This window comes from Caballeronia sp. (assembly GCF_049581465.1).
Lineage (GTDB): Bacteria > Pseudomonadota > Gammaproteobacteria > Burkholderiales > Burkholderiaceae > Caballeronia.
This window is the reverse complement of record NZ_JBAUSA010001230.1, coordinates 1-13,268: the sequence shown is the minus strand read 5'-3', so window position 1 is coordinate 13,268 and position 13,268 is coordinate 1. Positions and strand designations below refer to the sequence as shown.

General features: G+C 60.0%; 10 protein-coding genes, 1 other RNA gene and 1 pseudogene. 7 read left to right on the top strand and 5 right to left on the bottom strand.

The features are described 5' to 3' along the window. The 5 genes and pseudogenes from WCA53_RS30075 to ompA form a co-directional block, all read right to left on the bottom strand. Positions 1–503, bottom strand: a pseudogene (locus WCA53_RS30075) (hypothetical protein); the annotation flags it as partial. A 262-nt stretch (positions 504–765) separates the two neighbouring features. Continuing rightward, positions 766–1,135, bottom strand: a transfer-messenger RNA (tmRNA) gene (ssrA, locus tag WCA53_RS30070). Between the two features lie 42 nt (positions 1,136–1,177). Next, a complete protein-coding gene (gph, locus tag WCA53_RS30065; protein ID WP_423919950.1) occupies positions 1,178–1,894 on the bottom strand; it encodes a phosphoglycolate phosphatase in 717 nt (238 codons plus the stop codon). Between the two features lie 53 nt (positions 1,895–1,947). After that, positions 1,948–2,649, bottom strand: coding sequence for a bifunctional 2-polyprenyl-6-hydroxyphenol methylase/3-demethylubiquinol 3-O-methyltransferase UbiG (gene ubiG, locus WCA53_RS30060; protein ID WP_423919947.1), 702 nt, complete (start codon positions 2,647–2,649; stop codon positions 1,948–1,950). 208 nt (positions 2,650–2,857) lie between these two features. Beyond that, complete coding sequence (gene ompA / locus WCA53_RS30055) at positions 2,858–3,514, bottom strand: outer membrane protein OmpA (protein WP_423919944.1); 657 nt, start codon at positions 3,512–3,514, stop codon at positions 2,858–2,860. Between the two features lie 647 nt (positions 3,515–4,161). On the opposite strand from ompA, the gene gyrA reads away from it, so the two are divergent. The 7 genes from gyrA to aroA all read left to right on the top strand — a co-directional run. Beyond that, positions 4,162–6,867 (top strand): DNA gyrase subunit A, encoded by a 2,706-nt coding sequence (gyrA, locus tag WCA53_RS30050; RefSeq protein ID WP_423919941.1) that lies wholly within the window; start codon positions 4,162–4,164, stop codon positions 6,865–6,867. A gap of 179 nt (positions 6,868–7,046) precedes the next feature. Continuing rightward, positions 7,047–7,649: a DUF2059 domain-containing protein gene (locus tag WCA53_RS30045; protein ID WP_423919936.1), complete on the top strand. Its 603-nt coding sequence runs from the start codon at positions 7,047–7,049 to the stop codon at positions 7,647–7,649. A gap of 203 nt (positions 7,650–7,852) precedes the next feature. Then, on the top strand, positions 7,853–8,935 hold the full coding sequence (gene serC / locus WCA53_RS30040; protein ID WP_423919931.1) for a 3-phosphoserine/phosphohydroxythreonine transaminase: 1,083 nt from the start codon (positions 7,853–7,855) through the stop codon (positions 8,933–8,935). Between the two features lie 78 nt (positions 8,936–9,013). Further along, positions 9,014–10,096 (top strand): prephenate dehydratase, encoded by a 1,083-nt coding sequence (gene pheA / locus WCA53_RS30035; RefSeq protein WP_423919928.1) that lies wholly within the window; start codon positions 9,014–9,016, stop codon positions 10,094–10,096. Positions 10,097–10,140: 44 nt separating this feature from the next. Continuing rightward, positions 10,141–11,253, top strand: coding sequence for a histidinol-phosphate transaminase (gene hisC / locus WCA53_RS30030; RefSeq protein WP_423919925.1), 1,113 nt, complete (start codon positions 10,141–10,143; stop codon positions 11,251–11,253). Between the two features lie 46 nt (positions 11,254–11,299). Further along, the gene (locus WCA53_RS30025) at positions 11,300–12,226 is read left to right on the top strand and encodes a prephenate dehydrogenase (protein ID WP_423919922.1); all 927 of its coding nucleotides are present in this window, start codon (positions 11,300–11,302) and stop codon (positions 12,224–12,226) included. A 13-nt stretch (positions 12,227–12,239) separates the two neighbouring features. Beyond that, positions 12,240–13,268: 3-phosphoshikimate 1-carboxyvinyltransferase (gene aroA / locus WCA53_RS30020; protein ID WP_423919917.1), on the top strand; the 1,029-nt coding region annotated here is incomplete at its 3' end.

Here is a 13,268-nt window from a genome sequence, read left to right as displayed (position 1 = left end):
GTCGCGATCAGCGACGCGCGGTCGTAATGCGTCGTGCCGGTGCCGTCTGCGTTGAGCGGATAGGTTTCGATCGTCGCGCCCTGGTCCCACAGAAGGCCGAGCGGGACGCGGCCGCCGCGCACGCCGCCTCCGGGCATGCGCAGTTCGAGCAGGTTCACGCGCGGCTGTTGCTTGAGAACCATTTGATGCACTGGCTTCCCGGCGATATTGACCGTCGATTCGATCCACACGTCCGGCACGCCCGCCATGCGCGCGTACGCGAGCCGCGTGCCTTTTTCTCTCAGTTTCACGTAGTCGAAGTTCGCGCCATTCGCGCCGCCAATCAGGTGGACCGTGGTCACGCACCAGCCCGCCGCGAGTTTGTCGCTGATCCCCGGGTTCACGAAGAGGAGGTCATCGTCCAGATGGGCTACGACCGTGACGAGCGTGCCCGCGTGGCAATCGGCTTGCTGCTGCGGTGATGATGCCTGTGCGACGGCGGGCGCCAGCAACGCGCTGAGCATCCAGAGCATGATCGACAGCCATGCAGCCGCCGAGGCTCGCGTTGGAGCGCTTCTATGCATGATTTCCCCGTAAGGCGTTTTCTTGTTTGCCAGCAACGCGCAACGCACAGTTTGCAGCGGGATTCGCGGCGCGTTCGTCGGCGGTCGAACAAACATCTCTGTCCGTGTTGACTCAAGATTACCGCACGCCCAAGCAAAAAACCCCGCGTAGCAGAATGCTACGCGGGGTTTTTTGCTAAGTGCTTACAGCGCTTGGGGTATTTGGTGGAGGCGGCGGGAATCGAACCCGCGTCCAGTAGCACTCTACGACTAGTTCTACATACTTAGTTCTATCATTTGATTTAACCCCAACGACGCGGACGAACACGCTTCGTTACGGCGATTCACTAAATTTTCGACCCGGATGTCATGACGCCACCAAGGCTTATCTGACGTATATGACCTCTCTCGGTATTGCTACCGGTCTTGCGACTCTAGTCCGTCAGTAAACTAGGGAGAGGCAGGCGGCCCTTAGGCTGCCAGTGCGAACGTTTCGTCGTTTGCAGTTACGTTTTTCCCATTGATTAACGAGGTGACGGGTCCTCGGTATGCCCTAGCCGCTTCGCAACCCCTGTCGAAACCAGGTCGCCCCCGAAGCAACACTCATTATCTCACACCTGGAGCGGCGTTTCTGCTCAACCCACGTCGCGTAAAAGCTGCTGCAGCGCGAGTATCGAATCCACGACGTGATCCGCGTGCCATCGATCCGGAGGCAGGTCCGTGCCGCAGTAGCCATAGGCCGCAGCGACGGTAACCATGCCGGCCGCGAAACCCGCTTGTACGTCCCGCAGGTCGTCGCCGACATAAACCACCCGCTCTGGCTTTTCCTCCATCAATTCGGCCGCATGCAGCAACGGCGCCGGATGCGGCTTCGAATGCGGTGTCGTGTCCCCGCAAACGAGGCAGGCAGCGCGGGCGTCAAGTCCGAGCAAAGCCACGAGCGGCTCCGCAAACCGTGTCACCTTGTTGGTCACGATGCCCCAGACCACGCCGCGCGCGTCTAGTTGATCGAGCAATACATCAATACCCGGAAAAAGCGTTGTCTCGATGCACAAATCCGCTTCGTAGTTGGCGAGGAATTCGTCGCGCATCGAAGCATAGTCGGGATGTTCCGGCCCGATTTCGAACGCGCCGCCCAATAAACCACGCGCTCCCGCCGACGCCAGCGGCCGCAAGGTTTCGAGTGGCCGCATCTCAAGACCACGATCGTGCCGCATCTTGTTCACGGCCGCGACCAGGTCCGGCGCGGTATCCGCAATCGTGCCGTCCAGGTCGAACAGCACGGCGTGGCAAAGCCGGAGCCCCGTTTTGTCGGCTTCGCGTTGGGGAAGGGGAGTCGGGTCGTCGCTCATGACAGTCCGTTCGGGTTGGGTGGCTTCGGGCGAGGCGCCTGGCGTCGACGCCATCAACCCGGGCGCCGGCATGCCATCAGATAGTTGATGCTGGTGTCGTCCGAAAGGTCGAAGCGCTTGCTGAGCGGCCTATACGTGATGCCCTTGATTTCGGTGATATCAAGTTGCGCCGAACGCGCAAACTGCGCAAGTTCTGACGGCTTGATAAAGCGCGCGTAGTCATGGGTCCCGCGCGGCAGCATCCGGGCAATGTATTCCGCCCCGATCACCGCAAACAGGTACGCCTTGGCATTGCGATTGAGCGTCGAAAAGAATACCCAGCCGCCCGGTTTAACCAGCGTCGAGCAGGCCTGGACAATTGCGGCCGGACTGGGCACATGTTCGAGCATTTCCATACAGGTGACGACGTCATAGGTACCGGGCTCGCGCGCCGCGATCGCTTCGGCAGCGATCTCCTCGTACGCAACCTCAACGCCGCTTTCCAGGCTGTGCAAATCCGCCACGCCTAACGCATTCGTGGACAAATCGATGCCCTTCACTGTCGCGCCGCGCACGGCCATGGATTCGGACAGGATCCCGCCACCACAGCCGATATCAAGCGCTCGCTTGCCTGACAGGTGTGCGTGATTGTCGATCCAGTCCAGCCGCACCGGATTGAGGTCGTGCAGCGGCTTGAATTCCGCATTCGCGTCCCACCAGCGATAAGCCAGTTCACTAAATTTCTGAAGCTCGTGGGGATCGACGTTGGTCGTCATGTACGGTTAGCCCTTGATCAAGTCTAAAACAGTTAGCCCGAGTCCGAGTATATAGGCGGCTGTGGCGGCGGGCAAAAGGGGGCAATCTCCGCCGGAACGCGATCGACGCCTGACGATTGTGCGCTGGCGAAAACCGCCACCAAAAATAGGGACATAAAAAAAGCCCCGCCGAAGCGGGGCTTTGATGCTGCGGCAATCAGACGCTAGATTACTGCGCTTGACGTGCAGTTCCGACAACTTCGACTTCCACGCGACGATCCGGTGCGAGGCAGGAGATGAGTGCCTTGTGGTTCTTCTGGTTGCAACCGGTGGTAACCGGGTTGCGCTTGCCCTTGCCTTCGGTATAGATACGGTTGGCTTCAATGCCCTTGCTGACCAAGTACGCCTTGACAGCTTGTGCACGACGCAGCGACAGACGGTCGTTGTACTTGTCCGAACCGATGCGGTCCGTGTAACCCGTAGCGACCACGACTTCCAGGTTCAGGTCGCCGATCTTCGATGCGAGATCGTCAAGCTTTTCCTTACCAGCAGGCTTCAGGACTGCCTTGTCGAAGTCGAACAGAGTGTCAGCTTGGTACGTAATCTTCTGGCTGCTGATGACCGGAGCCGGCGGCGGAACTGGAGTCGGCGGCACAGGTGCCTGTACAACCAGCGCGCCATCGCACTTCGCGTTAGCCGTTGCCGGGGTCCAGAACGCATCACGCCAGCAAAGCTCGTTCGTGCCGTTCATCCACACGTATTCGCCCGTGCCGTTCACCCAGTTGTCGTTGACTGCCTGTCGCGAGGCTGGCACCGATTGCGCCATTGCCGATGCAGCCATAACCGCGGTAGCTGCAATGAACGCGAGCTTTGAAAGTTTATTCATATTTCTCCTCTCGAAATTGAGATTACCGCAGGTTTACTGCGAGTTTTGTTGACGAATACAAGTCATACATTGCTCGAAGTATAACATTTCCGCGGATACAAGACGCGCTGTGTAGACTTCGAGCAGTGTCTAACTTTGTGCGTTGGCATTTTGCCATATCGTTCCCTTGCAACGAAAAATATTTCCCCGGGCCCTTTCTAGCCGCAGCCTTATGTGGCGCGTGCGCAACAAGAAAGAGCATGGCAACAATGGCATCGATTACGTGCCTCCAATGCGCACATTGCGTGCCACGTTGGGAACTTTTCTCAAAAAGCTCAACACACTTTTTCTGTTCCCTATTCTCGCGCGTTTTCGATGGGGACACAACGCTAGAGGCGGCATGATAGCCGTTTAGACTGACGTTTCCGCGCAACGCCTAAAATGAATTTGTAAGCTTCGGTTGCAGGACTTTCCCGACGACACGGTTCGCGTTTCCCGGGTGCGCTGTATGTATACGTAGCGCTTTCGGGGGCGGATGTGGCGCATGTTAGAATCGCGTGATGCACTGCTTTCGCAGGGCCGATGCCAAACGACGGTGAATCAGGGCTAAACGCCGCATATCTTGGCGTTTCCTCCGCGCCGTCGTCGCACAGTACAAGACACGGATAATGGATCAATTCGCCAAAGAGACCCTGCCAATCTCCCTTGAGGAGGAAATGCGCCGCTCATATCTCGATTACGCGATGAGCGTGATTGTTGGGCGAGCGCTTCCCGATGTCCGCGACGGCCTAAAGCCAGTTCACCGTCGCGCGTTGTATTCCATGCACGAGTTGAATAACGACTGGAATCGCGCTTACAAGAAATCAGCACGTATTGTCGGCGACGTGATCGGTAAATATCACCCGCACGGTGACCAGTCGGTGTACGACACCATCGTCCGGATGGCGCAGCCTTTCTCGCTGCGCTACATGCTGGTCGACGGACAGGGTAACTTCGGTTCGGTCGACGGCGACAATGCCGCGGCCATGCGGTACACCGAAATCCGCATGTCGAAGATCGGCCACGAGTTGCTGGCGGACATCGACAAGGAAACGGTTGATTTCGGGCCGAACTACGACGGCAGCGAAAGCGAGCCGCTGGTCCTTCCAGCTCGAATCCCGAATCTGTTGATCAATGGCTCGGCCGGCATCGCAGTCGGCATGGCAACGAACATTCCGCCGCATAACCTGCGCGAAATCGTCGATGCCTGCATGCATCTCCTGAACAATCCCGACAGCACGATCGACGAACTCATCGAGATCGTGCCTGCGCCCGATTTCCCCACGGCCGGCGTGATCTATGGCGTGGCGGGCGTGCGCGACGGGTATCGCACGGGCCGCGGGCGCGTCGTGATGCGCGCCACCACGCACTTCGAGGAGATGGATCGCGGGCAGCGCATGTCGATCATCGTCGACGAAATCCCGTATCAGGTGAACAAGCGCACGCTGCTCGAGCGCATCGCCGAACTGGTGAACGAGAAGAAGATCGAGGGCATCTCGGATATCCGCGACGAATCCGACAAGAGCGGCATGCGCGTGGTGATCGAGCTGAAGCGCGGCGAAGTGCCCGAGGTGATTCTCAACAACCTGTACAAGTTGACGCAGCTTCAGGACACGTTCGGCATGAACATGGTCGCGCTGGTCGACGGCCAGCCGCGCCTGCTGAACCTGAAGGAAATGCTGGAGTGCTTCCTGTCGCATCGGCGGGAAGTGCTGACGCGGCGCACTGTATACGAACTGCGCAAGGCCCGGGATCGGGGTCACGTGCTCGAGGGGCTGGCGGTCGCGCTGGCGAATATCGACGAATTCATTCGCATCATCAAGGCCGCGCCGACTCCGCCTATCGCGAAGCAGGACTTGATGAACAACGCGTGGGATTCGGAAATCGTCCGCGAAATGCTGTCGCGGGCGGAAACCGAGGCGTCGGGTGGACGCGAGGCTTATCGACCGGAGGGTTTGAACCCGGCGTACGGCATGCAGGCCGATGGTTTGTACCGGCTGTCCGACGTCCAGGCGCAGGAAATTCTGCAAATGCGCCTGCAACGCTTGACCGGCCTCGAGCAGGACAAGATTGTCGGCGAGTACAAGGAAGTGATGGCGCAAATCGCCGACCTGCTCGACATCCTGGCGCGTCCCGAGCGGATTCGCGCGATCATCGTCGACGAGTTGACGTCTATTCGTGCTGAATTCGGCGACGATCGCCGCTCGCGCATCGAACTTAACGCGACTGAACTGAATACCGAAGACCTGATCACGCCGCAGGAAATGGTCGTGACCATGTCGCATACCGGCTACGTCAAGTCGCAGCCGCTGTCGGAATATCGTGCGCAAAAGCGCGGCGGCCGCGGCAAGCAAGCCACGCAGATGAAGGAAGACGACTGGATCGACACGCTGTTTATCGCGAACACCCACGATCACATGTTGTGTTTCTCGAACCGCGGCCGCGTGTACTGGATCAAGGTCTACGAAGTGCCGCAAGGTTCGCGCAATTCCCGCGGCCGTCCGATCGTCAATATGTTCCCGCTGCAAGACGGCGAGAAGATCAACGTCGTCCTGCCAATCAAGGAATTCTCGGCTGACAAGTACATCTTCATGGCTACGTCGCTTGGCACGGTCAAGAAGACGCCGCTCGAAGCGTTCAGCCGTCCGTTGCGCAAGGGCATTATTGCCGTCGGGCTGGACGACGGCGATTTCCTGATCGGCGCGGCCATTACAGACGGGCAACACGACGTCATGTTGTTCTCCGATTCGGGCAAGGCGGTTCGCTTCGATGAAAACGACGTCCGCGGGATGGGCCGGGAAGCTCGCGGCGTGCGCGGCATGCAACTCGAAGACGGGCAGCAGGTCATCGCGTTGCTGGTCGCCGGCGGCGAGAACCAGTCAGTGCTGACGGCAACCGAGAATGGTTTCGGCAAACGCACGCCGATCGACGAGTACACGCGTCACGGACGTGGCACGAAGGGAATGATCGCCATCCAAACGTCTGAACGTAACGGCAAGGTTGTCGCCGCGACGCTCGTCGAGCCGGAAAGCGAGATCATGCTGATCACCAATACGGGCGTGCTGATCCGCACGCGCGTGTCCGAGATCCGCGAAATGGGCCGCGCAACCCAAGGTGTTACACTCATCAGTCTTGACGACGGCACTAAGCTTTCGGGCCTTCAACACATTGCCGAGGCTGAAGCCGCTGTCGATCTCGATGCCGATCTCGACGGCGGCATGGAAGAAGCGGGCGACGTCATCGACGGGCCCGACGCTCCATCCGCTGACGGCGCTGGCGATGCGGGAGACGATGCTGCCGGACCATCCGAAGGTGATGACGACAACGCAGTTTGATCCACACGCAAAAACGCTGGCGTCGAATGCGCGTTCTGCTTTTGAAAGCTTGAATAGATAAGCTGCGCGATCTAGGACAATGCATTGCGAACTTCACCGAAAGTCCGAACGGTGAAGTTCGCAGGCTTGCGTCGGATTGAGCGCGGCAACGGAAACGACAATTTTTTAAGGGAGTAATGATGCAAAAACAGTTTAAACAATGGATGTTGCTGGCTGCTTTCGTACCGACGTTCGCAATGGCTCAATCACTCCAGAGCCAGGCGGCGCCGGACGTCAGTGCTGCGGCCACAGCGGCTCCGGATCCGGCCAAACAGGCTGCGATCAAGGACTTGCTGGATGCAATCGACGCGCAAAAGCTCGTCGGCGCCATTGGTAACAGCGCGCAAATGCAGTCGAAGCAGTTGGTTCCGGCCATCCTGTCCGACGCGTTGAGCGAAAACAAGACGATGAACGACAAGCAGAAGCAAGCGGCTGTTCCGCAACTGCAAAAGGACACCGTGCCGCGCCTGGTTGACTCGGCTGGACAGGTTTTCGCGACCGACTCGTTCCGTCAGGACGCAATGCAGGCGCAGTACGACGCTTATGCGAAGTACTACACGACCGCGGAAATCAAGGACCTGACCACGTTCTACAAGAGCCCGACGGGTCGCAAGTTCATCCAGGTCCAGGACCAGGTTGGTCGTGACGTCGTGAACGGCTTGATGCAAAAGTACATGCCGCAATCGATCAAGGCTACGCGCGCGCAAGCCGACAAGGAAGTGGCTGCAATCAAGCCGAAGTAAGTTGCCGGTCTCGTCCACGCTGCCGTCGGCCGAGCGTTAGCCGATCGGTCGACTGACGGGTTTTCGGGACAGTGCGATAATGGCTGTTTGCGCTCAGGCGCAAACAGCCATTACTTTTTTTCAGGCGCGGTGTTCGAGGTTTCCAGGCGAATTGACGCTGGTTGTCTTGTTGTCGTGCTTGGGCATCTCGGGGTCTTCACTAAATGCGCGTGTTCAATTTCTCCGCTGGTCCTGCGGCAATGCCCGAGGAAGTGCTCCGTCAAGCGGCCGGCGAAATGCTCGACTGGCAGGGCAGCGGCATGAGCGTGATGGAAATGAGCCATCGCGGGGCCGAGTTCATGTCGATCCATGAGGCCGCGCTGACCGACCTCCGTGACTTGCTGAAAGTGCCGGCTTCGCACCGGATCCTGTTCCTGCAGGGCGGGGGTATCGGTGAGAACGCAATCGTGCCGCTTAACATGCTCGGCTCGCGCGAGACAGCCGACTTCGTCGTGACCGGCTCCTGGTCGCAGAAATCGTTCAAGGAAGCACAGAAGTACTGCACGCCGCACCTCGCCGCGAACGGCAAGACCGAGCAGGGTTATACCCACGTGCCGAAGATTGACGAATGGCATCTCTCCGACAACCCGGCGTACGTCCACCTTTGCACGAACGAAACCATTGATGGCGTGGAGACGTTCGAGATACCCGACCTCGGAGCGATCCCACTGGTCGCGGATGCGTCGTCGCATATTCTCTCCCGCCCCATGGACATCGCGAAGTACGGTGTGCTGTTCGGCGGTGCGCAGAAGAACATCGGGATGGCTGGAGTGACCGTCGTGATCGTGCGCGAGGACATGCTCGACCGTGCGCTGTCTATTTGCCCATCGGCGTTCGAATGGAAGACCGTCGCCGCGAACAATTCCATGTACAACACGCCGCCCACCTATGCCATTTATATCGCTGGCCTGGTGTTCAAGTGGCTGAAGAAACAAGGTGGCCTGGACGCCATGGAAGCGCGTAGCCTGGAAAAGTCGTCGCTGCTTTACGACACCATCGACGCCAGCAGTTTCTATGTGAACCGGGTCGAACGCCACTCCCGCTCACGCATGAACGTGCCGTTTTTTCTCGCCGACGAAACCCGTAACGACGACTTCCTGGTCGGCGCGAAAGCGCGCGGTTTGCTGCAGTTGAAGGGCCACAAATCGGTCGGCGGAATGCGGGCATCCATTTACAACGCCGTCCCGCTCGAAGCCGTGCAGATGCTGGTCGAGTACATGAAGGAATTCGAGCGTACGAGCGCCTGATCCTGGCCTGATCCTGATTCCCGGTCTTTTCCGCTTGACCGCATCAATAACGCCGCACCGACTCATTTCACACAACGCATGGACGACGACCTTAATTCGCAACTCAAACCGCTGCGCGAGCGTATCGATGCACTCGACGCACAAATCATCGCGCTCCTGAATCAGCGCGCCGCGGTGGCGCTCGAAGTGGGCGAGGTAAAGAAGCATTTCAACGCACCGGTGTTTCGCCCCGAGCGCGAACTGCAGGTCATTGCGCGTCTGCAGGACTTGAGCGATGGGCCGCTTGCCGACGACCACATCAGTTCGATCTGGCGCGAAATCATGGCCGCGAGCCGCGCGCTCGAACAGACGCTGCGCGCCGCCTTTTTGGGGCCCGTCGGCACGTACAGCGAGCAGGCCATGTTCGAATACTTCGGACATTCCATTGAGGGGCTGCCATGTCCGTCCATCGACGAAGTGTTCCGGTCGGTGGAAGCCGGCGCCGCCGAATTCGGCGTTGTACCGGTCGAAAATTCGGCTGAAGGCGCGGTTTCGCGGACGCTGGACTTGTTGCTGCAATCGTCGCTGGTGATCGGCGGTGAGCTTGCTTTGCCGATTCATCACAATCTGCTGACAGCCTCCGGTACGCTCGAAGGCGTGACAAAAGTGTTTGCGCATCCTCAAGCGCTCGCTCAATGCCAGCGCTGGCTGAGCGCGAATGCACCCACGCTCGAACGGCAGGCGGTATCGAGTAATGCTGAGGCAGCGCGGCTGGCGGTCGGCGACCCGACCATCGCGGCCATTGCAGGCGATCGCGCGGCTACGCACTATGGCCTTGGAACGGTGAGTTCCCTGATCCAGGACGATCCCCACAACCGCACCCGTTTTGTGATGATTGGTAAAGCGCGTACGGGAGCGAGCGGCAATGACCAGACCTCGCTGATCGTGTCGGTGGCCAACGAGCCGGGCGCGTTGCTCAAGCTGTTGCAACCGCTGGCGCGTCACGCGGTGTCCATGACACGTTTCGAATCGCGTCCCGCCCGTGTCGGCACGTGGGAGTACTACTTTTACATTGACGTGGAAGGTCATCGCGACGACGCGCCGGTTGCGGCTGCGCTCGCCGAACTGGGCGAGAAGGCCGAGTTCTTAAAAATTCTCGGTTCGTACCCGCGTTCCCGTTGATTCGCCCATTACGAAAACTCATCGCCTAATAGCTGGAGAACACAATGACATCGCAATTCGGCCCTTCCTACGTGCGCGCCATCGCGCCTTACATAGCGGGCAAGCCGATCTCGGAAGTGGCGCGCGAATTTGGGCTGGACGCAGCGACGATCGTGAAGCTTGCCTCGAACGAAAATCCGTTCGGCATGCCGGAGTCGGCGAAGCTGGCAATCGCGCAGGCCATGGGGGAACTCGGTCGCTACCCGGATGCAAATGGGTTCGACCTGAAAGCCGCGCTGAGCGAACGCTATGGCGTGCCGGCCGATTGGATCACGTTGGGTAACGGCAGCAACGATATCCTCGAAATGGCCGCGCATGCGTTTGTCGAGAAAGACCAGTCGATCGTTTATTCGCAATACTCGTTTGCCGTCTACGCGCTTGCAACGCAGGGGTTGGGCGCGCGCGCGATCGTCGTGCCGGCGGTTGCGTATGGGCACGATCTCGAGGCAATGCTCGCTGCAATCAGCGGTGACACGCGCCTCGTGTTCGTCGCCAATCCGAACAATCCGACAGGCACGTTCATTGATGGCCCTACGCTTGAGGCGTTCATCGCGCGCGTGCCGCGCGACGTCGCGATCGTGCTGGACGAGGCCTACACGGAATATCTGGCAAAGGACAAGCGCTACGACGCCATTGGCTGGGTGCGCCGGTATCCCAACCTGCTCGTGTCGCGCACCTTCTCCAAGGCGTTCGGGTTGGCCGGGCTGCGGGTCGGGTTCGCCATCGCGCAGCCCGAGCTCACCGATCTGCTCAATCGGCTGCGCCAGCCGTTCAACGTGAATTCGCTGGCCCAGGCCGCCGCGATCGCCGCGTTGAACGACACCGCGTTTCTCGAGAAAAGTGCGGCTGTGAACGCGGCCGGGTATCGCCGGCTGACTGAAGCCTTCGACAAACTTGGCCTCGAATATGTGCCGTCGGACGGCAATTTCGTGATGGTGCGCGTCGGCGATGACGACGAGGCAGGCGCGCGCGTGAACCTCGAATTGCTCAAGCAGGGCGTAATCGTACGGCCCGTTGCCAATTACGGATTGATGCCGTGGCTGCGTGTCACGATCGGCTTGCCGGAAGAGAACGAAGCGTTTATCGCGGCGCTCGAAAAAACGCTGGCAACCGCGTGAACTTTTAACCTCACGCGCCGAAAAAGGCGCGTCTTTATCGAACTCCGTGGCTGCCTTCTCATTTAACAAGCTCGTCATCTTTGGCGTCGGCCTGATTGGCGGCTCGCTTGCTCGCGCATTGCGCGAACGGGCAGGTGCAACAGGTGAAGTGGTGGGTGTCGGCCGTTCGGCCAAGTCGGTCGAGCGTGCGCTCGAACTTGGCGTAGTCGATACGGCAGCTATTCTCGACGACGACCGTTCGCTCGAGAGCGCGCTGCGTGGCGCAGATATCGTGCTGATCGCGGCGCCCGTCGCGCAGACGGAACCGTTGCTGCGCCGGATCGCACCGTTTCTCGACCCACGCACGATCGTCACCGATGCCGGCAGCACCAAAGGCGACGTGATTCTGGCGGCCCGTGCGGCACTGGGCAATCGTGTGTCGCAATTCGTGCCGGGTCATCCGATCGCCGGTCGTGAATCAAGCGGCGTCGACGCGGCGCTGTCCGATCTCTACGCCGACCGAAATGTGGTGCTGTGTCCGTTGCCGGAGAACCTGCCCGAATCCGTGGAGCGCGTTGCGGCAATGTGGCTCGCGACCGGCGCGAGCGTGCATCGCATGACGCCGGAGCTGCATGACAGCGTGTTGGCGTCGGTGAGCCATTTGCCGCACGTTTTGTCCTTCGCGCTCGTCGAGCAGATTCTGGAAGCACCTGACGCTGCGCTCAAGTTTGCGTTCGCGGCGGGCGGTTTCCGCGATTTCACGCGCATCGCGGCCTCGAGCCCGGAAATGTGGCGCGACGTGTGCCTCGCGAACCGGACTGCGTTGCTTGCGCAAATCGATGCGTACACCAACGTGCTGGCGCGTTTTCGCGCGGCCATCGACGCCTCGGACGGCGCGGCGCTGGAAGCCGCGTTCACGCGCTCGCGCACGGCGCGTACCGAATGGAAACAAGGTGGCGCATTGAAGCCCACCGACGATTCCGCTATCAGATAAATTGGGAAATCAAATGGAACACCTCGATCTCGGACCTTTCACACGTGCGTCCGGCACGGTTCGCCTGCCCGGGTCGAAGAGCATTTCGAACCGTGTCCTGTTGCTCGCGGCGTTGGCCGATGGTGAAACCATCGTGTCGAATCTGCTCGATTCCGACGACACGCGCGTCATGCTCGCCGCGCTCGACACGCTGGGTGTCGATGTTCGCAACGATGGCCAAAGTTGCGTGGTGAAGGGTTTGGGCGGCGCATTCCCGGTCAAGTCGGCGGAGCTTTTTCTCGGCAACGCGGGTACGGCGGTTCGTCCGCTGACCGCCGCGCTCGCGCTGAGCGGCGGTGAATATCGTGTGCACGGTGTGCCGCGCATGCATGAACGGCCGATCGGCGATCTCGTCGATGGCTTGCGGCAAATCGGCGCGCAGATCGATTACGAAGCGAATGCGGGCTTTCCGCCGCTGCGGATTCACCCGTCAACGATTGCCGTCGACCGGCCGATCCGGGTTCGCGGCGACGTGTCGAGCCAATTTTTAACCGCGCTGCTGATGAGCTTGCCGCTGGCTGGCAAGACGGGTGACGCGATCGTGATCGAAGTGGACGGCGAGCTCATTTCCAAGCCGTATATCGAGATCACGATCAGGCTGATGGAGCGCTTCGGGATCGCGGTCGCACGCGACGGCTGGTCACGTTTCACTATTCCCGCGGGTGCGCGTTACGTATCCCCTGGCGCGATTGCGGTGGAAGGCGACGCGTCGTCGGCGTCCTATTTTCTCGCGGCGGGTGCGCTGGGCGGCGGTCCGCTGCGCGTTGAAGGCGTGGGCCGCGCAAGCATCCAGGGCGACGTGAATTTCGCCGACGCCCTGATCCGCATGGGCGCGAACGTGATGCTCGGCGACGACTGGATCGAAGTACGGGGCGTGGAATCCGACGACGGCAGGCTCGCCGCCGTCGACATGGACTGCAACCTGATTCCTGACGCCGCGATGACCATCGCGGTGGCTGCGTTGTTCGCGAAGGGCACGACCACGCTGCGCAATATCGCGAGC